The sequence below is a fragment of the Leyella stercorea DSM 18206 genome, from assembly GCF_000235885.1.
Lineage (GTDB): Bacteria > Bacteroidota > Bacteroidia > Bacteroidales > Bacteroidaceae > Prevotella > Prevotella stercorea.
Genome location: NZ_JH379436.1, coordinates 58,126 through 84,006, shown reverse-complemented (window position 1 = coordinate 84,006; position 25,881 = coordinate 58,126). Strand labels below are relative to the sequence as shown.

General features: G+C 42.4%; 22 protein-coding genes and 1 pseudogene. 17 read left to right on the top strand and 6 right to left on the bottom strand.

From position 1 onward, the window contains the following. The first annotated feature begins 275 nt into the window (after positions 1 to 275). The 7 genes and pseudogenes from HMPREF0673_RS07490 to galK all read left to right on the top strand — a co-directional run bounded on the left by HMPREF0673_RS07490 (position 276) and on the right by galK (position 8,596). Positions 276 to 1,895, top strand: a complete 1,620-nt coding sequence (locus HMPREF0673_RS07490; RefSeq protein ID WP_007900332.1) for an ABC-F family ATP-binding cassette domain-containing protein — start codon at positions 276 to 278, stop codon at positions 1,893 to 1,895. 145 nt (positions 1,896 to 2,040) lie between these two features. Then, the gene (locus tag HMPREF0673_RS07485) at positions 2,041 to 2,631 is read left to right on the top strand and encodes a nucleotide exchange factor GrpE (RefSeq protein WP_007900329.1); all 591 of its coding nucleotides are present in this window, start codon (positions 2,041 to 2,043) and stop codon (positions 2,629 to 2,631) included. 27 nt (positions 2,632 to 2,658) lie between these two features. Then, positions 2,659 to 3,831 (top strand): molecular chaperone DnaJ, encoded by a 1,173-nt coding sequence (gene dnaJ, locus HMPREF0673_RS07480; protein ID WP_007900326.1) that lies wholly within the window; start codon positions 2,659 to 2,661, stop codon positions 3,829 to 3,831. Between the two features lie 25 nt (positions 3,832 to 3,856). Further along, the gene (locus tag HMPREF0673_RS07475; RefSeq protein WP_007900323.1) at positions 3,857 to 5,152 is read left to right on the top strand and encodes a bifunctional folylpolyglutamate synthase/dihydrofolate synthase; all 1,296 of its coding nucleotides are present in this window, start codon (positions 3,857 to 3,859) and stop codon (positions 5,150 to 5,152) included. Positions 5,153 to 5,257: 105 nt separating this feature from the next. Further along, positions 5,258 to 6,349, top strand: a complete 1,092-nt coding sequence (locus HMPREF0673_RS07470; protein WP_007900320.1) for an aldose epimerase family protein — start codon at positions 5,258 to 5,260, stop codon at positions 6,347 to 6,349. Positions 6,350 to 6,477: 128 nt separating this feature from the next. Continuing rightward, positions 6,478 to 7,352, top strand: a pseudogene (locus tag HMPREF0673_RS13850) (MFS transporter). A gap of 83 nt (positions 7,353 to 7,435) precedes the next feature. Further along, positions 7,436 to 8,596: a galactokinase gene (gene galK, locus HMPREF0673_RS07460; RefSeq protein ID WP_007900317.1), complete on the top strand. Its 1,161-nt coding sequence runs from the start codon at positions 7,436 to 7,438 to the stop codon at positions 8,594 to 8,596. A 69-nt stretch (positions 8,597 to 8,665) separates the two neighbouring features. On the opposite strand, the gene dinB is transcribed toward galK, so the two are convergent. Both dinB and tamL read right to left on the bottom strand, forming a co-directional pair. Further along, entirely contained in the window at positions 8,666 to 9,763 is a 1,098-nt protein-coding gene (dinB, locus tag HMPREF0673_RS07455) for a DNA polymerase IV (RefSeq protein WP_007900310.1), read from the bottom strand. A gap of 251 nt (positions 9,764 to 10,014) precedes the next feature. Beyond that, positions 10,015 to 12,237, bottom strand: coding sequence for a translocation and assembly module lipoprotein TamL (gene tamL / locus HMPREF0673_RS07450; RefSeq protein WP_050804966.1), 2,223 nt, complete (start codon positions 12,235 to 12,237; stop codon positions 10,015 to 10,017). A gap of 146 nt (positions 12,238 to 12,383) precedes the next feature. Between tamL and HMPREF0673_RS07445 the strand changes: the two genes are divergently transcribed. From HMPREF0673_RS07445 to HMPREF0673_RS07420, 6 genes are all read left to right on the top strand, one after another. After that, on the top strand, positions 12,384 to 13,154 hold the full coding sequence (locus HMPREF0673_RS07445) for an RNA methyltransferase (protein WP_007900308.1): 771 nt from the start codon (positions 12,384 to 12,386) through the stop codon (positions 13,152 to 13,154). Between the two features lies 1 nt (position 13,155). Beyond that, entirely contained in the window at positions 13,156 to 13,530 is a 375-nt protein-coding gene (locus tag HMPREF0673_RS07440) for a 2-amino-4-hydroxy-6-hydroxymethyldihydropteridine diphosphokinase (protein WP_007900307.1), read from the top strand. A gap of 32 nt (positions 13,531 to 13,562) precedes the next feature. Continuing rightward, positions 13,563 to 14,879 (top strand): M64 family metallopeptidase, encoded by a 1,317-nt coding sequence (locus HMPREF0673_RS07435; RefSeq protein WP_040596646.1) that lies wholly within the window; start codon positions 13,563 to 13,565, stop codon positions 14,877 to 14,879. 8 nt (positions 14,880 to 14,887) lie between these two features. Further along, a complete protein-coding gene (locus HMPREF0673_RS07430; RefSeq protein ID WP_007900305.1) occupies positions 14,888 to 15,496 on the top strand; it encodes a tetratricopeptide repeat protein in 609 nt (202 codons plus the stop codon). Between the two features lie 85 nt (positions 15,497 to 15,581). Then, on the top strand, positions 15,582 to 18,149 hold the full coding sequence (locus HMPREF0673_RS07425) for an ATP-dependent Clp protease ATP-binding subunit (protein WP_040596639.1): 2,568 nt from the start codon (positions 15,582 to 15,584) through the stop codon (positions 18,147 to 18,149). A gap of 13 nt (positions 18,150 to 18,162) precedes the next feature. Further along, positions 18,163 to 18,708, top strand: coding sequence for a phosphatidylglycerophosphatase A family protein (locus HMPREF0673_RS07420; protein WP_007900298.1), 546 nt, complete (start codon positions 18,163 to 18,165; stop codon positions 18,706 to 18,708). Between the two features lie 209 nt (positions 18,709 to 18,917). Here the strand turns inward: HMPREF0673_RS07420 and HMPREF0673_RS07415 are convergent, their stop codons facing one another. The 3 genes from HMPREF0673_RS07415 to HMPREF0673_RS07405 are packed head-to-tail and all read right to left on the bottom strand — an operon-like array spanning position 18,918 to position 20,892. After that, a complete protein-coding gene (locus tag HMPREF0673_RS07415) occupies positions 18,918 to 19,712 on the bottom strand; it encodes a hypothetical protein (protein ID WP_007900293.1) in 795 nt (264 codons plus the stop codon). A gap of 16 nt (positions 19,713 to 19,728) precedes the next feature. Further along, positions 19,729 to 20,451, bottom strand: coding sequence for a pyruvate formate-lyase-activating protein (gene pflA, locus HMPREF0673_RS07410; RefSeq protein ID WP_007900292.1), 723 nt, complete (start codon positions 20,449 to 20,451; stop codon positions 19,729 to 19,731). Then, a complete protein-coding gene (locus tag HMPREF0673_RS07405) occupies positions 20,452 to 20,892 on the bottom strand; it encodes a hypothetical protein (RefSeq protein WP_040596638.1) in 441 nt (146 codons plus the stop codon). 254 nt (positions 20,893 to 21,146) lie between these two features. Between HMPREF0673_RS07405 and galE the strand changes: the two genes are divergently transcribed. Further along, positions 21,147 to 22,184 carry a UDP-glucose 4-epimerase GalE gene (gene galE, locus HMPREF0673_RS07400; RefSeq protein WP_007900290.1) on the top strand — a complete coding sequence of 346 codons (1,038 nt, stop codon included), beginning with the start codon at positions 21,147 to 21,149 and terminating at the stop codon, positions 22,182 to 22,184. A gap of 63 nt (positions 22,185 to 22,247) precedes the next feature. Here the strand turns inward: galE and HMPREF0673_RS07395 are convergent, their stop codons facing one another. Further along, positions 22,248 to 23,087, bottom strand: a complete 840-nt coding sequence (locus HMPREF0673_RS07395; protein ID WP_007900289.1) for a carboxylesterase family protein — start codon at positions 23,085 to 23,087, stop codon at positions 22,248 to 22,250. Positions 23,088 to 23,276: 189 nt separating this feature from the next. Between HMPREF0673_RS07395 and rfbC the strand changes: the two genes are divergently transcribed. The 3 genes from rfbC to HMPREF0673_RS07380 are packed head-to-tail and all read left to right on the top strand — an operon-like array spanning position 23,277 to position 25,881. Next, positions 23,277 to 23,831, top strand: a complete 555-nt coding sequence (rfbC, locus tag HMPREF0673_RS07390; RefSeq protein ID WP_040596643.1) for a dTDP-4-dehydrorhamnose 3,5-epimerase — start codon at positions 23,277 to 23,279, stop codon at positions 23,829 to 23,831. 12 nt (positions 23,832 to 23,843) lie between these two features. Beyond that, on the top strand, positions 23,844 to 24,722 hold the full coding sequence (gene rfbD, locus HMPREF0673_RS07385; RefSeq protein WP_007900280.1) for a dTDP-4-dehydrorhamnose reductase: 879 nt from the start codon (positions 23,844 to 23,846) through the stop codon (positions 24,720 to 24,722). A 28-nt stretch (positions 24,723 to 24,750) separates the two neighbouring features. Next, positions 24,751 to 25,881: a dTDP-glucose 4,6-dehydratase gene (locus tag HMPREF0673_RS07380; protein WP_007900279.1), complete on the top strand. Its 1,131-nt coding sequence runs from the start codon at positions 24,751 to 24,753 to the stop codon at positions 25,879 to 25,881.

Genomic DNA, 25,881 nt, shown 5'->3' with positions numbered 1-25,881 from the left:
GAAAGTAGTCAACTAAAAACGTTAAACTACAACATAGAGATAGTTCCAGTACTGGCATAGGGATTACTGCAGTACTGGTAGTGAGATTACTGCAGTATAGTAGCGAGATTACTCCAGTACTACATTGAGATTACTCCAGTACTACATAGGGAGTACTACAATTATTCTTTTTTACTGCCAAACTATAGTTTAGATATGCTAACCATAAAATTTGCCCATCCAGAAAATAATGTGTAACTTTGCACCTCGAAACAATATAAAGAAGAAAAGGCAATATGATAACAGTTAGCAATCTCGCTATTCAATTTGGTAAGAGAGTTCTCTACAAGGACGTAAATCTGAAGTTTACTCCAGGCAATATTTACGGAGTTATCGGTGCAAATGGTGCTGGTAAGTCTACATTACTCCGCGCTATCAGTGGCGATTTGGAGCCAAACAAGGGTTCTGTAGAACTCGGTCCTGGTGAGCGTCTCTCTGTGCTCGAACAGGACCACTTTAAGTTCGACGCATACCGCGTACTTGATACCGTGCTCATGGGTCACGAACCTCTCTGGAAGAACATGAAGGAGCGTGAGGAACTCTACAGCAAGGCAGAGATGACCGAGGAGGATGGTGTACGTGCTGCCGACCTTGAGTTGAAATTTGCAGAGATGGAAGGTTGGGAGGCAGAAAGCAATGCTGCACAGATGCTTTCTAACCTCGGTATACCCGAATCGCTGCACGAAAAGCAGATGAGCGAACTGTCAAACAACGAGAAAGTGCGCGTGATGCTTGCAAAGGCTCTCTTCGGCAATCCGGACAACCTTTTGCTTGACGAGCCTACCAACGACTTGGACCTCGACACCGTACAGTGGCTTGAGGAGTATTTGAGCAATGTTGAGCAAACGGTGCTCGTTGTAAGCCACGACCGCCACTTCCTTGATGCAGTCAGCACACAGACCGTGGATATCGACTTCGGAAAGGTTACAGTGTTTGCCGGCAACTATTCTTTCTGGTACGAGTCGTCACAGCTCGCTCTGCGTCAGGCACAGAACCAACGCCAGAAGGCAGAGGAGAAGCGCAAGGAACTTGAGGAGTTCATTCGCCGTTTCTCTGCAAACGTGGCAAAGAGTAAGCAGACAACATCGCGTAAGAAGATGCTTGAGAAGCTCAATGTCGAGGAAATTCGTCCATCAAGCCGCAAGTACCCAGGCATTATCTTCCAGATGGAGCGCGAACCTGGTAACCAGATTCTTGAAGTTGAGGGCTTGAAGGCAGTTGATGATGACGGTACAGTACTCTTTGACAACGTAAGCTTCAACATAGAAAAGGGAGAGAAGGTTGTGTTCCTCAGCCATAACCCAAAGGCAATGACTGCGCTCTTCGAGATAATTAATGGCAATCGTGAAGCTACAGCAGGAACATTCAAGTGGGGCGTGACAATCACAACAGCCTACTTGCCACTCGACAATACCGAATTCTTCCAAAACGACAAGAACCTTGTCGACTGGCTCTCGCAGTATGGTCCGGGTAACGAAGTCGTAATGAAGGGCTTCCTCGGACGCATGCTCTTCTCTGGCGAAGAGGTACTGAAGAAGGTGAACGTACTCTCTGGAGGCGAGCGTATGCGTTGTATGATTGCACGTATGCAGCTAAAGAATGCTAACTGTCTGATCCTTGACACGCCAACCAACCATCTCGACCTCGAGAGCATTCAGGCGTTTAATAACAACCTCGTTGGTTTCAAAGGCAACATTTTGTTCTCAAGCCATGACCACGAATTTATTCAGACTGTAGCAAATCGTATCATAGAGCTTACGCCAAACGGCACTATCGATAAACTCATGGATTACGATGATTACATTTACAACGAGGAGATAAAGGAGCTGAAAGCTAAAATGTACGCAAAAGGTTAATTCGATTAACATTAAATAGTTTAAACGACATAGCAATAGAGACAGCATATACAATTTATGTCTATGTTGTCTCTATTTTTTTCGTGAAACACAAATTGGCAAGGTATTTGCTAAATAACATATAAATACTAAAGTTTAATATAATATGAAAAATAACGAAAATACAGGGAATAACATCGAAATCAATGATGAGAACGTTGAAAACAATGTGATTTCTGATGACAATACAGAAGACACATCTGCAAACACTGACAATTCGGCAGAAGAGAAGACAACGGAACTCACAGTAGAGGAGCAGCTTGAAGCAGCCAAGAAAGAAGTAGAGCAGTACAAAGACAAGTATCTGCGTGCAGTTGCAGAATTTGACAACTATCGCAAGCGTACACTCAAGGAAAAGGCGGAGCTTCTGCTCAATGGTAGCGAGAAGGCTGTTTGTGCTTTCCTGCCGATTCTTGACGACTTCGAACGCGCCATTGCTGACAAAACAGAAGACGTAAATGCTATCAAGGAAGGCGTACAGATTATTTTCAACAAGTTTAACAAGACGCTCGAATCGCTCGGCGTAAGAAAAATTGAGACAGAAGGAAAGGACTTCGATGTCGACTTTCACGAAGCCGTTGCAATGGTTCCGGGTATGGGCGATGACAAAAAAGGTAAAGTTATCGACTGCGTTCAGACGGGCTATCAGCTCAATGATAAGGTTATTCGTCACGCGAAGGTAGCAGTAGGACAGTAATTAAAACCACTTATACATTAATATATAATGGCAAAGAGAGACTATTATGAAGTGCTTGGCGTCAGCAAGACCGCCACAGACGATGAAATCAAGAAGGCATATCGAAAGATAGCTATCAAATATCACCCCGACCGTAACCCAGGCAATACAGAGGCTGAGGAGAAGTTCAAGGAAGCTGCTGAAGCTTATGACGTACTTCACGATCCTCAGAAACGCCAGCAATACGACCAGTTCGGCTTTGATGCTCCTGGTGGCGGATTCGGTGGTGGCGGATTCGGTGGCGCTGGTGGTTTCTCTATGGACGATATCTTCTCTATGTTCGGCGATGTGTTCGGCGGACATGGTGGTGGATTCGGTGGTTTTGGCGGATTCGGTGGTGGCGGTCAACGTCAGAAGCCACAGTACCGCGGTGCCGATTTGCGCATAAAGGTGACACTCTCTCTGCAGGAGATTGCTACCGGAACTACAAAGAAGTTCAAGGTGAAGAAGGACGTTACATGTACACATTGTAATGGTTCGGGTGCCGAGAATGGTAGTGCAAGCGAAACATGTCCTACTTGTCACGGTAGCGGTGTTGTTACTCGCACCGTCCGCACTATGCTTGGCATGATGCAAACCCAGTCGGAGTGTCCTACTTGTCACGGTGAAGGTACTGTCATAAAGAATAAGTGCAAGGAATGTGGCGGCACGGGCATCGTAAAAGGTGAAGAGGTTGTCGAAATAAAGATACCAGCAGGTGTAGCAGAAGGAATGGTAGTAAACGTTCCGGGCAAGGGCAGTGCCGGACAGCATAATGGCATCAATGGCGACATTCAGGTGTACATCTCAGAGGAGCCTAATGACACATTTGTACGCGATGGCAACGACGTGATTTACAATTTGTTGCTCGACTTCCCTACAGCAGTACTTGGAGGCAACGTAGAGATACCTACTATCGACGGCTCAAAGGTTAAGATAAAGATTGAGCCGGGTACACAACCTGGTAAGACGCTCCGTTTGCGCGGCAAGGGTCTGCCTTCTGTTCAAGGCTATGGCACGGGCACAGGCGATCTCGTTGTAAACATCAGCGTATATGTTCCGAAGACCCTGTCGAAAGATGAGAAGAAGGCTGTTGAGTCGTTCGTAGGAAGCGATAACTTCAAGGGCGATAAGGAGACAAAGAAGTCTATCTTCGAACGCTTCAAGAATTATTTCAACTAATAGCCAACGAGTTGACCTCACAGAAATGAATTATCAGGAAACGATAGAATATCTATTTAATTCGACCCCCGTCTTTGAAAAGGTGGGGGCTTCTGCTTATAAGGAGGGCTTGTTCAATACGGAGGAGCTTGATCGCCATTTCGACCATCCTCACCGCAAGTTCAAGACAATACACGTGGCAGGAACTAACGGAAAAGGTTCCTGCTCGCATACCTTGGCAGCTATACTTCAGTCGGCTGGCTACAAAGTCGGACTTTACACTTCTCCGCATCTTGTAGATTTTCGCGAACGTATTCGTATAAACGGCAAGTGCATTGATGAGCAATATGTTGTAGACTTTGTTGAGCAAGAGCGCGACTTCTTTGAACCACTACATCCGTCTTTCTTTGAACTCACAACCGCACTTGCTTTCAAATATTTCGCAGAGAAAGAGGTTGATATTGCAGTCATTGAAGTTGGCTTGGGAGGTAGGCTCGATTGCACCAATATCATCACGCCGCTTCTATCTGTCATAACAAATATCAGTTTCGACCACACTCAGTTTCTTGGCAACACCCTGGCAAAGATAGCCGCAGAGAAGGCTGGCATCATAAAGCCTAATGTACCAGTTGTGATAGGGGAGTGCTGTGATGAGACACGCGAGGTGTTTGAAGCTAAGGCGAAAGCAGTAAATGCCCCCATTTTCTTCGCAGAAGACAGCAAAGAGGTGTTCGAATGCTCGCTTGAAGAAAATGGCGTTATGCGTTATAAAACAAAGACATACGGCATTATTAAAGGCGAATTATGTGGCGATTACCAACAGAAGAACACCAATACAGTACTCAACGCTGTCGACCAATTACGCAAGCTTGGAATTATTAAAAATACTGATTGCGTTACTGCAGGTTTTGCTAATGTATGTGAGTCAACTGGACTTCTTGGTCGCTGGCAGACATTGTGCAAAACTCCGCTCACCATTTGTGATACGGGACATAACGTAGCTGGTTGGAACTACCTTTGTCAACAGATTGTTAGACAGAAGGGCAAGACAAAGCGTATTGTTTTCGGAATGGTGGACGACAAAGACGTAACTCATGTTATGGCTATGCTACCGAAAGATGCAGTCTACTATTTCTGCAAAGCAACAACACATCGAGCCATTACAGAGGATGAAATACAGAAGATAGGAGAGGAGTGTGGTCTTCACGGCACATGCTATAGTAGTGTTGAAGCAGCGTATAAAGCCGCTTGTAAAGAAGCTTCGCTAGAAGATTTTATCTTCATCGGAGGTAGCAGTTATGTGGTTGCTGACCTTCTCACATATTTAGAAAATAACAATTAATTGTTTTTAACGGAAAGCACCAAGTAATTTTGGTGCTTTCTTTTGTATGTTACATTTTTTTTTGGTTACTTTGCATACTATATAAGTAACTAAAAAACTTAATTTATGATTAACACAACCGAAACAGAAAATATCTGCGGTCTGAAGAGAAGCGATTTTCAGACTACAGTAGGCGGTAAAGAGACCGACCTTTATATCTTGAAAAACAATCAAGGCAATGAGGTTGCTATTACTAATTATGGTGGTGCACTCGTTGCAATTATGGTTCCAGATAAGAATGGCAATAGAGCTAATGTAATTCAGGGCCATGACAACATTCAAGACGTTATAAATTCTCCCGAACCTTATTTGTCTACACTTGTAGGACGTTATGGCAATCGTATCTGCAAGGGACGTTTTCAGCTTCATGGCAAGGAATATCAGTTGCCTATTAACAACGGTCCAAACTGTTTACATGGTGGTTTGAAAGGCTTCAACGCAAAAGTATGGGAAGCACTTCAGATGAACGAGCACACACTCGTACTGAAGTACGTAAGTCCTTATGGTGAAGAAGGTTTCTCGGGCGAGATGAAAGTAACAGTTGAATACTCGTTCACTGACGACAACGAACTTGTTATTGAATATATGGCTACAACAAATAAGAAGACTGTTGTAAACCTAACAAGTCATGGATTCTTCTCACTCGCAGGCATTGCAAATCCAACTCCTTCTATCGAAAATCTGGAGTGCGAGATCAATGCAGACTACTATCTGCCGATAGATGAGACTTCCATTCCTACTGGAGAAGTGCGTTTCGTAAAGGGTACACCATTCGACTTCCGTACGCCGAAGACTGTAGGTCAGGACATTGATGCCGACCACGAACAAATCAAGAACGGTGCAGGCTATGACCATTGCTTCGTGCTCAACAAGAAGGAAGAGGGCGAACTCAGCTTTGCAGCACGTATCAAGGAGCCGGTAAGTGGCAGAACAATGGAGGTGTATACCACAGAGCCTGGTGTTCAGGTTTACAGCGACAACTGGGCTGACGGATATAAGGGACAGAACGGTGCTACATTCCCACGCCGCAGTGCTATCTGCTTTGAAGCACAGCACTTCCCTGATTCACCGAACCATCCTTACTTCCCATCAGTGGTTTTGAATCCTGGTGAACAGTATACACAGAAGACAGTGTATAAGTTCGGAGTAGAAAAGTAGACAAACTATGTAGCGGAGGTTGCACGCCTCCGCTACACTGCATAAAATAATGCGGAGGAATCACCCCTCCGCAACTTTGTTGAATGTACTAATCAATAAAAAAAATAACTAAAACAACAAACAAAACAATGGGAAATTCCACAACAAAAAAAGGTAACTTCGTTGCTATCATTGCAATGATTTTCCTCTTTGCTATGATTGCCTTTGTGACCAACCTTTGCTCACCAATGGCTGTCATTCTGAAAAACAACTTTAGTGTATCTGATACTCTTGCACAGGTAGGCAACTATGGCAACTTTGGCGCTTACTTCCTTATGGGTATCCCAGCAGGTCTTCTTATTCAGAAGTTTGGCTACAAGAAGACAGCCCTCCTCGCTCTTATTGTAGGTATTGTTGGACTTCTTATCCAGTGGCTCAGTGGCTCTATGGGCTTCGTTGTTTACCTTATTGGTGCTTTCATTTCTGGTCTTTGCATGTGTATGCTCAACACCGTTGTAAACCCAATGCTCAACCTTCTTGGTGGTGGTGGCAACACTGGTAACCAATTGGTTCAGGTATGATTGGTGGTAAGGTTTCTGCTAAGACAATGATTGCTACCGTTAGCTTCGTTGCAATGGTACTTGTTGCATTGGGTATCATGCTCCCCGTTGAACAGACTATTAGTTTCCCGGGTATTGACTACACAACACTCAGCCTGAAATGGGGTGAGATACCTGTTGGTATCTTTGCAATTATGCTCGTTGGTTTCTGTGCATCTGTGATGTGGGGTGGTATCTTCAACCTTGCTACCGAAGGTCTTGGCAAATACACAGCAAAGGCTTCAGGCGCTTTCATGATGATGGTTGCAGGCTTCGCTGTGATGATCGGTATTCAGGGCTTTGTTATTGACTTCACGCATGACTACATGACAAGTTTCGTAGTAGTACTTCTTGCTGCTGCATATATTTTCTACTACGCTCTTTGGGGCTCAAAGAATGTCAATACAGACATTCCTGTAGAATAATCATATTGAATATATAAGGGCTTGCTCTTGTGGGCAAGCCTTTTTACACTAATAAAACATTTATAACTAAAACCTTATTAATTATGGATATCGAATTTGTAAGAAGTCGCTTCATTAAGCACTTCGACGGTAAGACAGGAAATATTTATCAGTCACCAGGTCGTATCAATCTCATTGGTGAGCACACTGACTATAACGGAGGTTTCGTATTCCCTGGTGCAGTGGACAAGGGTATTATGGCAGAGCTTCGCCCGAATGGCACAAACACTGTTATGTGTTACTCAATCGACCTCAAGGACCGTGTAGAGTTCAAAGTTGATGATCCTCAAGGACCACGCGCAAGTTGGGCACGCTACATCTATGGCGTTGTTCAGGAGATGCGTAAACTCGGTGTTGACGTGAAGGGCTTCAATACAGCGTTTGCTGGTGATGTTCCTCTCGGTGCTGGTATGTCTTCTTCTGCTGCTCTCGAGAGCTGCTTCGCTTTTGCTATCAATGATCTCTTCGGCGATAACAAGGTAAGTAAGTGGGATATGGCTCTCGCAGGTCAGGCTACAGAGCACAACTACTGTGGTGTAAACTGCGGTATCATGGACCAGTTTGCAAGTGTATTCGGTAAGGAAGGTTGCCTCATGCGTCTCGATTGCCGCAGCCGCGAGTTCGAATATTTCCCCTTCAAGCCTGTTGGCTACAAACTGGTGCTCCTCAACTCTTGCGTGAAGCATGAGCTTGCCGGCTCTCCTTACAACGACCGCCGCAACTCTTGCGAGAATGTTGTTAAGCATATCGCTGCTAAGCATCCGGAGGCTCACTTCGAGACTCTGCGCGACTGCACATGGGAACAGCTTGAGGAGGTTAAGGCAGAAGTAGGCGAGGAAGACTACAAGCGCGCACACTTCGTACTTGGCGAGAAAGATCGTGTACTTGCTGTTTGTGATGCTCTTAATGCAGGCGACTACGAGACTGTAGGCAAGAAGATGTACGAAACACACGAGGGTCTGAGCAAGGAGTATGAGGTTTCATGCGAAGAGCTCGACTTCCTCAATGACATCGCTAAGGAGAACGGCGTAACCGGTAGCCGCATCATGGGTGGTGGATTCGGTGGTTGTACAATCAACCTCGTTAAGGAAGAGCTTTACGATCAGTTCATCGCTGATGCTAAGGCAAAGTATTCTGCAAAATATGGCAAGGAGCCTAAGGTTATCGACGTTGTTATTAGCGACGGTTCGCACAAGGTTTGCTAATTTAGCAATATAATAATATGTGTTAGGGCAATCCAATAGTGATATTGGGTTGCCCTTTTTCTATTGTTATTAAGTAAAAGGAAGCATTGGTTCTTCATAGTGTATTTTTGGTTCCTTTTCTTCTTTTGACTTTTCATCTCCACTACTTACACCAAGTCCCATTAACCTTATTGGGTGTAAGGCATTAAATTCAATTTTAGCAAGAAGTTTTTTTGCTAATGGCAGTATCTCATGTTTCGTCAAGAGTGGGGTAGTGTGGGTTACACTTCTCGTGACTTGCGTGAAATCAGCATACTTTACTTTTAGTGTAAGTGTGTGTCCTACAAAACCGCTTTCAGACAAACGATTAACAAGTTCAATAGTTATATGATATAACTCAATAATGACATTAGAACGTATTGAAAGATCTTGCATAAAAGTATTTTCACAACTCATTGATTTTCTCACATTACGAACTTCTATCGGACTATCATCTATGCCACGAGCATAGTTATAGAATTGTTGTCCACGCTTCCCAAAAAGACGTGCTAAAGTAGTAAGCGATTGACCACGCAATTGTTTGACTGTAAAGATACCAAGCGAATGTAGCTCAAGGGCAGTCTTATGACCGACAAGCCACAAGTCTTCAACCTTCAATTTGTCAAGAAACGTTATCGCATTGTCTGGATCTATAACACAAAGTCCATCTGGCTTATTATAATCAGATGCTATTTTTGCAAGTAATTTGCAATATGAAACACCGGCAGAAGCCGTAAGCCCAATTTCTTTACAAATTGCGAACTTTATTTCCTTAGCTATATCAATTGCAAGTTCTATATTTTTCTTATTCTCTGTGACATCAAGAAATGCTTCGTCAAGTGAGATTGGTTCAATCAAATCAGTATACCTCTGAAAAATCTTATGAATTGCATCTGAGATTTCCTTGTAACGCTCAAAATGCGGTTCTACAATATGCAGATCTGAACACAACCGCTTAGCCATACGCATGGATTGTGCAGAATGTACACCATAACGACGCGCTTCATAACTGGCTGTAGACACAACACCTCGTTCTGAGTCGTGCCCAACAATAACAGGCACACCCAAAAGCGCAGGATTGTCAAGACATTCAACTGCTGCATAAAAACAATCCATATCTATATGTATTATCTTACGATTGTATTGCATTTTTGATTAATTTATACCAACTATCAAGACTCTTGATATTGATTTCAAAAGTACAAAATATTATTGAAAAACTATCATTGTGGTTGTTACAAATTGACATTCTTGGGTACGAATACGAATAAGTTATAATGGACATTATGATAAATAACTAATTGTTTGTATTACAATTGAAAACTACCGCCTAATCAAAAGAATACTCCATCTTTAATTTCGACTTTGTTTTCATTTTGCTGTTGATATATCATTTTTGATTAGAAAGGCATACCAACAGCAAAATGGAAAGTCATATCATTCCAGTGTGGATTTGTTATTGGAAAGTGTTCTTTGCGTGTATCATAAGCTGGATTTACGGCTTTCATACCGAAGTCGATACGCATAATGAAGTAATCGAGATTTAGGCGCAAACCTAAACCATATCCAACTGCGATTTGTTTGTAGAACTCGTTGAATCTGAATTGACCTCCAGGTTGATCTTTGTAATCCTTTAGAGTCCATATATTGCCAGCGTCTACAAAGAATGCACAATTGAACTTCCAAAATAGAAATGTACGCAATTCCATATTCATATCAAGTTTCATATCACCAGTCTGATTAATGAAATCAATACGTCCATCCTTTCCTTTGAATTTTCCAGGGCCAAGAGCTCGAACATTCCAACCTCTTACAGAATTTGCACCTCCAGAGAAGTAGCGTTTTTCAAATGGAAGAATAGTACTATTTCCATATGGATACGCAATACCAAGACCAAAATGTAATGCAAGTGTATTCTTTGTATCGATTTTTACAAGACGAGTATAATCGAAATCGCCTTTAACATACTGTGCATAAGCAATTTTGAAAAGCGTATATTGGTTTTGAGCATTACGTTTTTCTCCAAACAAATTTGAGATGGCATATAGTAAGTTGCCACCAACCTCTATGTTTGATCTCAATGCATTCTTAGAATCACTAAACGAGTAATTCAAACCAGTACGTAGAATGAATATATCCTCGTAATTATACCGAAGTATAGCATTTCTATTTGAAACGTCATCGAGATACTCCTTCTTAAATGTTGCAGATATCCAAGGCATATAGACATAGTTGATGTCTAAGAAATCGTATCTGAATGATGATTTCTTTTTGCTCATACTCCAATGGTATCGCCATGCTGCAGTAAGGACGCGCCGATGAAATTCGGGTCTATTCTGTAGATTATAGCTAAATAACAGCTCTGATTTCATGCGATTTCTTTTACGAAATCCATCTGAAAGAAATGGCGCAATAATGCGTGGAAAAGCCAGTTTGGTTTCAACATTATACTCTATATAATTTTCATTTTGATAGCCTTCGAGTCCCTTGATTGCTTCATAGGCACCGCGCAACTGCACACTGAACGTTTCACTTCCTCGAAACAGATTGTTATTAGTGTATGTTAACGAAGCTGCTGCACCAAAATCACCGGCTGTATTTGTTCCTTCTGGTTGAAATGATATAGAGTTGGGTTTTCTTGTACTAATTTGTATATTACAATCCAACAAGTTTGTATCGGGTAATTCTTCGAAGTGAATATTTGTGAAACGCACGGCCTGAAGACGTGCAAAATTATTGTAAGTATTTTGAACATCTTCTGAGCAAAACTGCGAATTTGAGGTTATCGCTACATTATTAATAAGTACACGACTGCGCAATGGCAATTTCTTGCCATCTCCAGAGCGAAAATAAATATTATTTATACTGTAGTGTTTATGTGGTGTTTCTGGACTATTGTTAGAACTTCGATACTTTATAAGGTGAAGTTCCACGTCTACCCTATTGCTCTTCCCTATTGTATCAACCACATAGTGTATGAAATCCTTATTGAACTTATAATAGCCATTATTAAGAAGGTATTGGGCGATGCGCTTGCGTTCAGCATCAAGATTTGATGTTGAAAATGGTAAACCTTTCTTTAACATTTTTCCTTTTATTGCTTTTGATTCTAATAAAGGTAAAAGTGTCTCATCTTCAATCACATACTTGACAGAGTCTATAAAATATAATGTACCCGGATTTATTTCATAGTTAACTATTGCTCTTTTATTTTTTTTCGCAACTGTATAAGATGCATTGGCTTTTAAGTAGCCCATTGATTTCATTGCAGAAATCATATTATCGCAAGACTTTTTTGTTTTTACTGAGTCAAAAACAACAGGTTCCTCCCCTATTCTTCTTAATGTACGGTTTATCCACTTTGTTGAATCACGTCCAGACATATTATATATTCCCAATGGAAGTTTCATCAGAGAAAACCATTTAGAGTTTGGACGTTGCGCGTAATATGATTCGAGTGATTTTGTATTGAAAGACTGGTCCTCACAATTAATTGCGCAACTTTTCAAAAGACAATTGTCTTCAGTAATAAATTTCGTTGATGAACATGACGAGATAAGGGCCAATACACACACCATCCCAAATGTTATTAAAACGAACTTATACTTTACCTTAGACAACATCTTTATTAATAGTACTTAATTAATACACAATATGCTTGAAAAACCTTGCAAAGGTACAAAAAAAAACGATAAATATTACTACCTTTGCAAGGTCTTTTACTCAAAGATAGAATTCATAACGTATTTTGATAGTTTTAATTAAGAAGATGTTAAGTAAAAATAAAATTAAATATTTACATTCGCTTAATACAAAGAAATCTCGTGACGTAGAAGGTGTCTTTGTTGCCGAAGGTCCAAAGGTTGTTGGTGACATTTTTGCAAGCCATCCGTCCAATTTGACATTACTCGTTGCAACATCCGAATGGCTCAATGGTGATGGCAAGAAAGTGTCTGCATCTGCAAATTGTGAGATTATCGAAGTTACTACCGAAGAGCTCGCTAAAGCAAGCTTCTTATGTCATCCGCAACAAGTATTAGGCGTTTTTAAGAAACTCAAGACTCCAGTTGATACAACCATGCTTACAAGCAAACTAACTATTGCGCTTGATGGAGTGCAGGATCCTGGCAATCTTGGAACTATTATTCGTATTGCCGATTGGTTCGGCATTGAAAATATAATCTGCAGCCACGACACCGCAGATGTTTACAACCCAAAAGTTGTCCAAGCAACAATGGGTAGCATAGCGCGTGTGAATGTAGCATATATGTATCTTTCAGAGTTGTTCAATTCACTCCCTGCCAACTTCCCCATATATGGGACCCTTCTTGAAGGCGAAAATCTCTACGAACAAGAGCTTTCTGACACCGGTTTGATTGTAATGGGAAATGAAGGAAAAGGCATTTCGCCAGCCATTCGCCAACTTATAAATCGCGCTTTGCGCATACCGAATTATCCTAAAGGTCGTGAGACGGCAGACAGTTTGAATGTAGCAATAGCCACATCTATTGTCTGCGCAGAATTTAGAAGACGCTTATAATATGCACAAAATAATATTATCAGTAGGCACAAATTTTAACTGCGAGCAGAACGCGAAACTCGTGAAAGAAAAACTTACAGAGGAAATAAACGAAATACGATTCTCAGAAAATCTGCTTACCGAACCCATAGGAGAAATCAAAAGCAATGGAAAATTTCTCAACTTCCTTGTTTATGGTTCCACTGAGAAGGGAGTCGAACAACTTGTTTCTATATTAAAGCAGATAGAAACCCAATGTGGCAACACAAAATTCTTACGCGACGAGGGGAAAATAGCGATGGACATAGATTTACTGAAGTATGACAATCAACGTTTTCATGAAAGCGATTGGACAAGAGATTACATCGTAAAGCTAATGAAACATTTTGACAAATAGGTTTAAAACAATATGAATTGAATATGACGAACATGTTTAGACTAATGATATTCATGATTTGCATGTGTGCTATTACATCAGGCAAGGCACAAAACAAGTCGGTAGACTTTAATGAACATTTCTGCGATAGTACATTACGCATTGATTATATATTCTCCGGAAACGCTCAATCGCAGCAAATTTCACTTGACAAGTGCAACTTAATGCCTCGTTGGTATGGCAAGAAGAACAATTTAAATATTCTTCCAGTCCAAGGAAATGGACAGATTACCGTGCGGGACCATCACACAAAGGAAATTATATACATCAACTCTTTCTCAACATTGTTCCAAGAATGGTTAACATACGATGAGGCGAAGACTATAAGCAAGTCGTTTGAGAATGTTTTTCTTGTACCAATGCCGAAAGACATTGTAGATGTAACTGTCGATTTACGCAATAATCGTCACGAAATAGTCGCATCTATGACACATATTGTAGACCCGAATGACATTTTAATTCGTCATACAGGCTTTAGCTATGTAACGCCTTACACCACACTACAGACAGCTGAGGATACTACAAAATGTATTCATATCGCATACGTTGCCGAAGGATATACAGCAGAGGAAATGCCTATATTCTTAGAGGATGCTCGCATTGCAACAGAAGCCCTTTTCGAGCATGAACCATTCAAGACAAAGCGTAACCGCTTCAATATCATTGCTGTAAAGTCGGTATCAATGGATACTGGAACAAGCATACCTTCGCAAGGAGTATGGAAGAAGACGGTTTTAGGCAGTCATTTTGACACATTCTACTCCAATCGCTATCTAACAACCCTCAATCAGAAGAATTTACACGATGCACTTGCCGGAACTCCATACGAACACATCATTGTGCTGGTAAACACTTCGGAATACGGAGGCGGTGGCATACTGAATTCTTACAACCTTAGCATGACGCACCATCCACTTTACAAGCAGGTCGTTGTACATGAGTTCGGTCATAGCTTCGCTGGATTGGCAGACGAATATGCTTACGAGCAAGAAGCCATACCGATGTATCCACATGACGTAGAGCCTTGGGAAAAGAATATCACCACACTCGTTAATTTCCATGATAAATGGGAAAGCCTTATTGCACCAACAACTCCTATCCCTACCCCAACAGACTTGGGCAAAAAGACAAATAACAAAAAAAAGATTGTTAATACACATTCTATCGGTGTGTATGAAGGTGCAGGTTATAGCCTCAAAGGTGTATATCGACCTTCGTTCGATTGTCGTATGCGAAGCAATGCCAATCCCAACTTCTGTGCTGCTTGTCAAAAAGCAATCAACGAACTGATTGATTTCTATACAGAATAACTCATAACATGAATATATCAAAAAGAATCACGTTTTTTTTATTGGTATGTTTCATCGCTCTCCCATGTATTGCTCACAGACATAGTGGCGCATATGCCGCTATTTTAGAGAATACATCAGATTATACTGATGCTGAAAAACTTTCAAGAGCTGTTGAATACTTCCAAAGCGGCAAGTATCATGAGGCACTGATATGGTTCTCTAAACTTGATAAGAAATACAAGCTTAACCCTCGCTTTCAAGCATACATGGGAGTATGTTGTTATTATGATGGCGAATACGAACGTGCTGTAGAGGCTTTAGAACCTATTCTTCCTAAGCTCAAAGCCTTTGCCCCGCACGAATTGGCTGTATATTATTATAGTGTCGCTGATAGCTATTTTCGCCTGAACAAATACATCGACGCAGTTCCATTTTATGAGAAGCACACATTGCTTTGTTACAACAACGAGAAAGGCGATTCGCTTTTTCGTATAGGCATTTGCTATAGATGCTTAGGCGACATCGAAATCGCTCAAGAGTATTTTGTTGAAGCCTTGGCTTACTTCCGTCGTTATAATGATACAGACCGATTAAAATATATAGAACGAGAGTTAGAACGCAGTACCGATAATTAATGGCATGTATTTTGCATATACAATATTGCCTACATATAAGGCATAAAGTAATATTAATGAACATAATTTATCAAGGATAATATAAATGACAAATTCGTTTTCACTAAGAGTTTCTGAAAACCTATCTTTCAGCAGAGAGGAAGCAATAAGGCTATCTTCTGGCGTAATACGTCCCGAACATATTGTGCTTGGTATGTTGAGAGACAAACATAGCCCATTGAAAGCACTTCTCATGGGTGCTAATATTGATGTTGAAAAAGTAAAATTGCAACTTGAGCAGAATGCTCAGGCTGACAACACAACAATGGCAGAGCCAAACAATGGTAGCATCTCACTCGATGAACATGCTAATAATATTCTCAAACTATCAATACTTGAAGCCCGACTTCAACATTCAAAGGAGGTAGACGTGGAGCACATAATTCTTGCTATTTTGCATGACAAAATGGCAAGTGGTGCAAAGAATGTACTTTTAGAGAATGGTTTAACTTACGAGAAGGCTATGAATTTTCTTATGCAAACAAATTCAAATATTAAGAATGGCGTTGGATTGTCCGAAGATGATGACAACTTAATGTCGCAGGACAATTTTGCTTCTCGTAATAATGGGAAGAGTCAAAACTCGACCTCCAACACCACAAGTAAGCCGATGGGTGGCGGAACAGACAAGACACCCGTACTTGACAAGTTCTCCACCGACCTTACCCTTGCAGCAGCACAAGGTAAACTTGACCTTGTCATCGGACGCGACAAGGAGATACAGCGTGTCACTGAAATTTTGTGTCGCCGAAAGAAGAACAACCCTATTCTTATCGGCGAACCAGGCGTAGGCAAGAGTGCTATTGCTGAAGGACTTGCGCAGCTTATCGCTCGCCGTCGCACTTCGCCTCTGTTGTTCAACAAGCGCATTTTTAGGCTTGATATGACTGCTATAGTTGCTGGCACTAAATATCGTGGTCAGTTTGAGGAGCGCATCCAAGCCCTCTTGCATGAGTTGGAGCAGAACCCTGGCATTATCGTATTCATTGACGAGATACATACTATAATAGGTGCTGGTAGTACACCAGGCTCAATGGATGCTGCCAATATAATGAAGCCTGCACTTGCCCGTGGATTGGTTCAGTGCATCGGTGCAACAACTCTTGATGAGTATCGCAACTCTATTGAGAAAGACGGAGCACTTGAACGCCGTTTTCAGCGTGTCATGATAGAACCATCCACAGAAACAGAAACGCTTGACATTCTGAAGAATATAAAGGAGCGCTATGAAGACTACCACCATGTTCGTTATACCGACGAAGCATTGGAGGCATGTGTAAAACTTACAAGCAGATATGTTTCTGAGCGTGCATTCCCCGATAAGGCCATTGATGCAATGGACGAGGTCGGGGCAAAAGTACATCTGCAACATGCTGAGATACCACCTTCAATCATAGAAAAGGAAAAAGAACTTTCCAACATACATCAGTTGAAGATTGCAGCAGCAGGCGACCAGAACTTTGAACTTGCAGCCACCTATCGCGACCGTGAGACACAACTTGAAGGCGAACTGAAAGAACTCAACGACAAGTGGGTGGCTTCTGACGACGGACATCGTGAGACAATCACTGAGGCTGATGTAGCTAATGTTGTATCAATAATGTCGGGCATACCTGTACAGCGCATATCCGAATCGGAAGGTTGTGTACTAAAGAACCTTGGCAACAGACTAAAATCTGTTGTTGTGGCTCAAGACGATGCCATCGGCAAAATCGTTCGTAGCATACAGCGCAACCGACTTGGCTTGAAGGATCCAAATCGCCCTATCGGAGTGTTCATGTTCCTTGGCTCTACGGGTGTCGGCAAGACCTATCTGGCACAGACACTGGCAGAACTGATGTTTGGCACAAAGGATGCCCTCATACGTATAGATATGAGCGAATACTCCGAGAAGTTCAACACCTCACGACTCGTTGGAGCACCTCCGGGATACGTTGGTTACGGTGAAGGTGGACAGCTAACGGAGAAAGTGCGCCGTCACCCCTACTCTATTGTATTGCTTGACGAGGTGGAAAAAGCGCACGGCGACGTGTTCAACCTCCTGCTGCAGGTGCTTGACGAAGGACGTATGACCGATGGTAATGGCAGAATGGTCGACTTCCGCAATACAATCATCATTATGACATCCAACACGGGCACACGCCAGTTGGTTGACTTCGGAAATGGCATAGGTTTCAATGCTTCACTGATAAGTTCTTCAAGCGAGAAAGCAAAGGAACATGCACGCTCTGTCATACAGAAAAGTCTGTCACATCAGTTTGCTCCAGAATTCCTCAACCGTCTCGACGAGATAATCACGTTCGACCAACTTGACAATACTGCAATACGTAAGATTGTAGATATCGAGTTGTCGCGTTTGTTCAAACGTATAAACGATATGGGCTATGCGGTTGAGATTAGTGAAGAAGCCAAGGAAATGCTCGCACAGAAGGGCTATAGTCCGCAGTATGGAGCACGCCCACTGAAACGCGCCATACAAACATACATCGAGGATGTGCTATGCGAACTGTTGCTCGACGACGAGAAAAAGCTAAGCAGCACCATTACAATAGATGTTGATGAGGGCGACAAACTAAAGGTCACTTTTAAAGACTCATCCTCTGAAACAAAATAATTTGGAATAGAAAATGAGCAATAATAACAATCATCAACTTGGCGAGGCACCTTGGTTGCACGTCGTTATATCAACCGGATTCGGTGTTGGTTTTTGGCCTTGGGGCCCAGGGACACTTGGAGGTTTCGTTGCGTTACTTATCTGGATAGCACTCTACTTCACCCTCTCACCCATATGGCTTGCAATTGCCACAGTGCTGCTGGTTCTGACAACACTCCTTGTAGGTGTATGGACAGATAATGTGATGGAACGGTATTGGGGTGAAGACCCTCGTACCGTTATCATAGACGAGTATTTCGGCACATGGGTGGCTACGCTTGCAGCCTTGTTCGTTGACGGTCCGTCATATGTAGCAATATCGCTTGCTACAATTGGATTTGTCCTCTTCCGTATCATCGACATCACCAAGCCGCTTGGTTGCCGTTGGGTAGACCGACATATACACGGAGGCTGGGGGTGTATGCTCGACGATGCGTTGGCTGGTTTCTATGCGCTTTGCTTGACATTGATTATCAGATACGCATGTTTGGTGGAATCGGTTCACGACTTGCTTTCCTAAAAGGTTATGCTTTTGGGCATAACAACATTGTATAAGTAATCTGCGTCGATTGGTACGAATGTTCGTATCAGTCGACGCGGATTTTGTTTTTAAGCAAAACCAAAGCGGATGGCGGACGGCATCTGAACGGATGGCGAACGCAATCTGATCGGATCGCGGACGCCGTCTATCCAGATTGCGTTCGCCGCACGATAACGTTTTTAAGCCTTTTAGCCTCTTTTATACCAACGATTTGCTGGCACAACGAGGTCTCTACTGATTAATATTCGTGCTTTGGGCAGCGTCTTAACGCAAAAGACAAGATTATCATAGGCATCTTGTATGTAAGTGCTACCAAACAGACTGTCACAATATGCACAACCGAAGGACATATAAGCACCATGATGGAACTTACTATAACGTGGTTTTATCTCCCCCATTTTTATATTTAGGTCCGAATTAACATCAAGATATTGCTTTACGCCATTAACTATTTCGGGATAAAAACTATCTATTCCGCTCTCAATCTCAACACCTTCTGTAGAAATCAACTTATTAATAAGGTATATATGATTCTTTTCATGGCACTTCCAACATATCTTCTGATAAAAACACACTTCAACATACTTCACTTTCATTGTCTCTGTATAACGTATGTTGCCTAAAATCATAGAGTGAATAAAGTCGTCGAGCGGAAGCGAATGTTCTTCTTCTCTAATCTTGTGAAGAAGGACATTTACTTCGCCACGAATATCTTGAATGTAAAAACAAGGAAGTTTGCTTAACACAATCTTTCTAAACGAAGGCAATAGCATCCAACAACCACACACTCGTTCTTGACGCATTGCTAAGTACACATCTTCAACATTACGTGGTAAGTTGCACACATTGAAAGCTATTTTGTAAGTAGCACAATCCACTACGACATCAGCCTTCCATTTATCTGTCTTCACCTTTGTTGTGAATGGAAAGCCGATACTTTTGCAAATTGACAAAATGGAGTCTATAACGAATGTTTTCTCCATAGGTTCGAAGTTTATATTATTGACATGGCTTATATTGCGACATCATCTTGCGTATCTCGTTAGCTCTCTGAGCCGACAACGCAGGCGTGTCCATCAACTTGTATTTCTCGCCAAGCTTTTCGTATTTATATGTGCCCAATGTATGGTAAGGTAAAATCTCTATCTTTTCTACACAATTATAATGCGCCACATGATTACCAAGTTTATGCAACCACTTGTCGTTGTCTGTGATTTCGGGCACAACCACATGTCGAATCCAAGTATTGATGCCTCGCTCTTCGAGAATATCCAGGAAGGCAAGGTTATTATTCTGGTTCACACCTGTGAGACGTGGATAGAGTTCTGCATCCATTGTCTTTATATCCAATAATACGAGATCGGTATTGTCTAACACGTTCAGAACCTTATCTGTAATTATCGCACCGCTTGTATCTAACGCGGTGTGTAATCCTTCTTCATGGCATAGTCGGAAATATTCTGCCACAAACTCAGCTTGCATAAGTGGCTCACCACCAGACACAGTGATACCGCCACTCTTTATGAATGAACGATACTTCAAAGCTTCGTCTCTCAATTGCTCTGGTGTCATCTCGTACTGACACTTTCTCTTAATATCCCATGTGTCGGGGTTGTGACAGAACAAACATCTTAAAGGGCATCCCTGCATGAAAGAAACGAAACGCACACCTGGCCCATCCACAGTACCAAACGACTCAAAAGAATGTATTCGCCCTATCATTTATCCTAAAAGCTTTTCTAAGAATAAATTCAAGTCGGAGTCGAGTCCTTCCATAAGATCCTTTCCAATAATCACAGTATCATCGTCAGCGATGTATAACTCTGCTATAGTGTCTTTGTCGTCATTCTCAAGAACAAAGCTATAGGGCTTAAGTATGCCCAAACTATCAGCGATGGTAGACAATGCTGAGAATGTAGATATGAGGGTCTGCTCTACGCCATTATAAAAGTCCTCGTCGTTATTGTTTATCCATTGTTCTACGACACAACGTGTCACTTCATTATCATCATCGTCAAACGCCAACATTTCTCCACTCCCTTGAGAGACACGTACATGAATATCTGTCACGACTGAAGAGTCTTCACATGGAGGGAATTTCTGTGCAATCTTTTTCAGAAAGCGTTCAATTTGCTGTGTTGTTTGTTCGGTTGCTTTTTCCATTTCGCTTTTGTTTAGATTATTATTCATTGATAATGCAGTTGGAATTAAATGAAGTTAGTTTCACTTTACGATGTGCATTCAATCATCTGCAAATATACACCTTTTTATTAACAACGCAAACAAATTACAGAAAAATATCTGTGTTTTATTTGCCATTACGAATTATAATATTAATTTTGTAGTAATATAAAGTGTTCTACATGCTTTTTATACGAATATTATAATTAATAGACTATAAAACTTATCTTAGTATTATGAAACAAACAATTTTGGTAACTGGCGGTACAGGCTTTATCGGTTCGCATACAACAGTAGAGCTCATTGAAGCAGGTTACAAAGTAGTAATTGTTGACGACCTCTCCAATTCAAAGATTGAGGTTCTTGACGGCATTGAGAAGATAACTGGCGTTCGCCCTGCATTCGAGCAGGTAGACCTTCGCGACAAGGCGGCTACAGAAGCTGTATTCGAGAAGTATCCGGACATCCAAGGTATCATCCACTTCGCTGCTTCTAAGGCTGTTGGTGAAAGCGTACAGAAACCTTTGCTATACTATCGCAACAATATCGTATCGCTCGTTAACCTACTCGAACTTATGCCAAAACACAACGTGAAGGGCATCATCTTCTCTTCAAGCTGCACTGTATATGGTCAGCCGAAGCCTGAGAACCTCCCCGTTACTGAGGATGCTCCTCACCAGAAGGCAACATCGCCTTATGGCAATACAAAAGAAATAAACGAGCAGATTATTGCTGACTATATCCATAGTGGTGCTGCTATCAAGAGCATCGTTCTCAGATACTTCAACCCGATAGGTGCTCACCCATCTACAGAAATCGGCGAGTTGCCAAATGGTGTTCCAAACAACCTGATTCCTTTCGTAACTCAGACAGCTATCGGTATCCGTAAGGAACTTACCATATTTGGCAACGATTATAATACTCCTGACGGCACTTGCATTCGCGACTATATTTATGTAGTAGATCTCGCTAAGGCTCACGTTGCAGCTATGGCTCGTGTGCTTGATAAGGAGACTGAACCTATTGAATACTTCAACATCGGCACAGGCAATGGCAACTCAACACTCGAAATCGTAGAGACATTTGAGAAGGCTACTGGCGTGAAGCTGAACTGGAAGTACGGTCCACGCCGCGAAGGTGATATCGAGAAGATTTGGGGCGACTGTTCAAAAGCAAACAAGGTATTGGGCTGGAAGGCAGAATCAAACCTCAGCGAAGTGCTCGCTTCAGCATGGAAGTGGCAGCTAAAGCTTCGCGAAGATGGCATAATGTAAAAAAGAATAGGAGATTATAGTATCAGCTATAATCTCCTATTATATTTAATATCACTATCGACTTTAATACTCTGAACCATCAGACTTTATAACACTTGGTCCATCAATCACTTCAAGATTATTTGCACCTCGCTTTATGTCATTGTACACTCTTCGTAAGTCTTCGTAACGAATGCTTATGTCTCTATTTACCGGGCGTTCTCTGTCAAGCAGACTATGCGAGAATAGCCATTCATAAGTCTTTCGCAGATAGAACAGACGTGCAGGTGCTCCATGGTTTGCTCCCTGCCACCAATCGTAAAGCAAACGAGTGTCGTTGCCACTATTCTTTAGCTTTTCTACGACAACCTTCGATTGCTTCACGGGTACGGCACGGTCAGCTGTACCGTGTATTATCCAAAAAGGCAGTTCCCCCAATCCGCTGACATCTTTTAATGTTGTGCCACCACATAATGCCATTCCGGCAGCAATGCGATCCGGATAAGTGCCACAAACATCCATTGTGCCATAACCACCAAGACTCATACCAAGTACATATACACGGGTTGTGTCACACGGATAGTTGCGTTTCACCCAGTCGAACACGTCCATTACCTTCTTCGGATTCCATGCACCACCAGGGTTTTGTGGCACAATTGTAAGCGCATCGATATCGCGACCTTTCACTATTGCATCGAGCGGACCATAACGACGTACCCTGTCAAGATTACGACCACAGAGACTTGCTCCATGTAAGAATATGATTACTGGAGTTTGCTCCTGCGTATAGAAATAATCGACAGGGGTGTAAACCCAAAAATTATAGCCATTAGGAATAGAATCTTTCACGGGGCGAAGGAAATCATAAGCCGACATGTGCAATGTCGAAAACACTAAAAACAGAGTAAAAAGTATCTTTTTCATAAATAAAATTCGTTTTCAGGACTTGAATAGATTGAAGCGAAATTACCATTTATATTTCTAATAGAGAAATTTCCCAAGCATCTTTACCACACATTAATAGGCTTTTACCTTTTTTAGTAAGCAATTTATGATGATAAGCCACGCCATAAATAAAAAAATATGTACCTTTGCAAAAACAATAACACTGATATGGAAGTAATTAAAACCGATATTGAAGGAGTGGTTATTATTGAGCCACGTATTTTCAAAGATGCTCGAGGATATTTCTTTGAGAGTTTTTCACAGCGAGAATTTGACGAGAAGATAGGACACATAGAGTTCTGTCAGGACAACGAAAGTATGTCGTCATATGGCGTAATGCGTGGTCTTCACTTCCAACGTCCGCCTTACACACAGAGCAAACTCGTAAGATGCGTTAAAGGTGCTGTTCTTGATGTTGCTGTAGACATTAGAAAAGGTTCGCCGACATATGGTAAACATGTGGCTGTAGAACTGACAGAAGACAACCATCGTCAGTTCTTTATACCCAAAGGTTTTGCGCACGGCTTCGCAGTATTGAGTGAGACTGCTGTATTCCAATACAAATGCGATAATTTCTACCATCCAGAGACCGATGGTGGCATATCTATTCTCGACAAATCGTTGGGTATCGATTGGCGAATACCTACCGACAAAGCTATCTTAAGCGAGAAGGACACAAAGCATGCGCTATTAAAAGATTTCGATTCTCCATTTACTTTTTAAACATCCAAAAGTATGAACATATTAGTAACTGGTGCCAACGGACAACTTGGACACGAAATGCAGCGTGTGGCACTTGGTAGCAATCATCACTATGTCTTCACAGATGTAGCAGATGGCTACGAGCAACTCGACATCACCAATCTTGACGCCATCCGCGCGATGGTAAAGGAACGCAGCGTAAGCATTATTGTCAACTGTGCAGCCTACACCAACGTAGACAAAGCCGAAAGCGACTACGACTTTGCCAATCTGCTTAACAATACGGCTGCGGGCAATCTTGCCACTGCTATGAAGGAAGTAGACGGTACGCTGATACACGTGAGCACCGACTATGTATTTCAGGGCGACCGCAACGTGCCGTGCCGTGAGGATTGGGAGACAAACCCGCTCGGCATCTATGGCAAGACAAAACTCGCAGGCGAGAAGGCAATTGCAGCAACCGGATGCAAACATATCATTATACGCACTGCGTGGCTCTACTCGCAGTGGGGCAAGAACTTCGTGAAGACGATGCAAATGCTCACTTCTACAAAGGACTCTCTTAAGGTCGTGTTCGACCAGGTAGGTACTCCGACATTTGCGGGAGACCTTGCCGACATCATCTCACATATAATCGAAACAGAACAACTTGACAAGACAGGCATCTACCACTTCTCTAACGAAGGTGTATGCTCATGGTTCGACTTTGCGAAGGTTATATGCGAACTTTCTGGCAACACTTGCGACATCCAGCCTTGCTACAGCGAGGAGTTCCCGAGTCTGGTAAAGCGTCCGCACTTCTCTGTGCTCGACAAGTCGAAACTAAAAAATACATTTGGCGTAAAAGTTCCATATTGGACAGACTCGCTGAAAGTTTGCATCAAGCAACTCGCAGAGGTTAATAACAACTAAATATTACACTAATAAATTATTATATATTATGAAGAATATAATTATCACTGGTGGTGCCGGGTTTATCGGTTCACATGTTGTTCGACTTTTTGTCAACAAGTATCCAGAGTATAACATAATAAACCTTGACAAACTTACATATGCTGGCAATCTTGCCAACCTGAAGGATATCGAGGACAAGGAGAATTACACATTCGTTAAGGGCGACATCTGCGACTTCGAGATGGTTCTCGAACTCATGAAGAAGCACAAGGTAGATGGTATTATCCACCTTGCTGCTGAAAGCCACGTAGACCGCTCTATCAAGGATCCGTTCACCTTCGCACGCACTAACGTGATGGGCACATTGTCGTTGCTTCAGGCTGCGAAGATATATTGGGAGAGCCTTCCTGAGAAGTACGAAGGCAAGCGCTTCTATCACATCTCTACAGATGAGGTTTATGGTGCGCTCGAACTTACAAACCCGGAAGGTATTGAGTCGCCGTTCACAACAAAAGCATCTTCTGCTCACCACCATGCTTACGGCACAGAGTTCTTCCTTGAGACGACCAAGTATAACCCCCACTCGCCCTACTCTGCCGCAAAGGCAAGCAGCGACCACTTTGTACGCGCTTTCCACGACACATACGGAATGCCGACTATCGTGACCAACTGCTCCAACAACTATGGCCCGTACCAGTTCCCGGAGAAGCTCATCCCGCTCTTCATCAACAACATCCGTCATCGCAAGCCGCTGCCGGTATACGGCGAGGGTCTGAACGTACGCGACTGGTTGTACGTAGAAGACCACGCTCGCGCTATCGACCTTATCTTCCATAAGGGCAAGGTGGCTGACACATATAATATCGGCGGTTTCAACGAGTGGAAGAACATCGACATCATCCACGTCCTCATCAACACCGTCGACCGTCTGCTCGGTCGTAAGGAAGGTGAAGACCTCAACCTTATCACTCATGTTACCGACCGTATGGGTCACGATATGCGCTACGCTATCGACTCTCGCAAATTGCAGAAGGAACTCGGTTGGGAGCCGAGCTTGCAGTTTGAGGAAGGCATTGAGAAGACCGTGCGCTGGTATCTTGACAATCAGGAGTGGATGGACAACGTGACGTCTGGCGATTATCAGAACTATTACGAGTCAATGTATAAGAATAGATAA

What these genes read in the sequence shown, in the direction of transcription:
- HMPREF0673_RS07405 (WP_040596638.1), bottom strand. Translation starts at nt 20,892, where the DNA reads ATGGAAAAAGCAACCGAACAAACAACACAGCAAATTGAACGCTTTCTG.
- galE (WP_007900290.1), top strand. Translation starts at nt 21,147, where the DNA reads ATGAAACAAACAATTTTGGTAACTGGCGGTACAGGCTTTATCGGTTCG.
- HMPREF0673_RS07420 (WP_007900298.1), top strand. Translation starts at nt 18,163, where the DNA reads ATGAGCAATAATAACAATCATCAACTTGGCGAGGCACCTTGGTTGCAC.
- HMPREF0673_RS07490 (WP_007900332.1), top strand. Translation starts at nt 276, where the DNA reads ATGATAACAGTTAGCAATCTCGCTATTCAATTTGGTAAGAGAGTTCTC.
- tamL (WP_050804966.1), bottom strand. Translation starts at nt 12,237, where the DNA reads ATGTTGTCTAAGGTAAAGTATAAGTTCGTTTTAATAACATTTGGGATG.
- dinB (WP_007900310.1), bottom strand. Translation starts at nt 9,763, where the DNA reads ATGCAATACAATCGTAAGATAATACATATAGATATGGATTGTTTTTAT.
- HMPREF0673_RS07425 (WP_040596639.1), top strand. Translation starts at nt 15,582, where the DNA reads ATGACAAATTCGTTTTCACTAAGAGTTTCTGAAAACCTATCTTTCAGC.
- rfbD (WP_007900280.1), top strand. Translation starts at nt 23,844, where the DNA reads ATGAACATATTAGTAACTGGTGCCAACGGACAACTTGGACACGAAATG.
- HMPREF0673_RS07470 (WP_007900320.1), top strand. Translation starts at nt 5,258, where the DNA reads ATGATTAACACAACCGAAACAGAAAATATCTGCGGTCTGAAGAGAAGC.
- HMPREF0673_RS07485 (WP_007900329.1), top strand. Translation starts at nt 2,041, where the DNA reads ATGAAAAATAACGAAAATACAGGGAATAACATCGAAATCAATGATGAG.
- HMPREF0673_RS07380 (WP_007900279.1), top strand. Translation starts at nt 24,751, where the DNA reads ATGAAGAATATAATTATCACTGGTGGTGCCGGGTTTATCGGTTCACAT.
- galK (WP_007900317.1), top strand. Translation starts at nt 7,436, where the DNA reads ATGGATATCGAATTTGTAAGAAGTCGCTTCATTAAGCACTTCGACGGT.
- pflA (WP_007900292.1), bottom strand. Translation starts at nt 20,451, where the DNA reads ATGATAGGGCGAATACATTCTTTTGAGTCGTTTGGTACTGTGGATGGG.
- HMPREF0673_RS07445 (WP_007900308.1), top strand. Translation starts at nt 12,384, where the DNA reads ATGTTAAGTAAAAATAAAATTAAATATTTACATTCGCTTAATACAAAG.
- HMPREF0673_RS07430 (WP_007900305.1), top strand. Translation starts at nt 14,888, where the DNA reads ATGAATATATCAAAAAGAATCACGTTTTTTTTATTGGTATGTTTCATC.
- rfbC (WP_040596643.1), top strand. Translation starts at nt 23,277, where the DNA reads ATGGAAGTAATTAAAACCGATATTGAAGGAGTGGTTATTATTGAGCCA.
- HMPREF0673_RS07395 (WP_007900289.1), bottom strand. Translation starts at nt 23,087, where the DNA reads ATGAAAAAGATACTTTTTACTCTGTTTTTAGTGTTTTCGACATTGCAC.
- HMPREF0673_RS07435 (WP_040596646.1), top strand. Translation starts at nt 13,563, where the DNA reads ATGTTTAGACTAATGATATTCATGATTTGCATGTGTGCTATTACATCA.
- HMPREF0673_RS07415 (WP_007900293.1), bottom strand. Translation starts at nt 19,712, where the DNA reads ATGGAGAAAACATTCGTTATAGACTCCATTTTGTCAATTTGCAAAAGT.
- HMPREF0673_RS07440 (WP_007900307.1), top strand. Translation starts at nt 13,156, where the DNA reads ATGCACAAAATAATATTATCAGTAGGCACAAATTTTAACTGCGAGCAG.
- HMPREF0673_RS07475 (WP_007900323.1), top strand. Translation starts at nt 3,857, where the DNA reads ATGAATTATCAGGAAACGATAGAATATCTATTTAATTCGACCCCCGTC.
- dnaJ (WP_007900326.1), top strand. Translation starts at nt 2,659, where the DNA reads ATGGCAAAGAGAGACTATTATGAAGTGCTTGGCGTCAGCAAGACCGCC.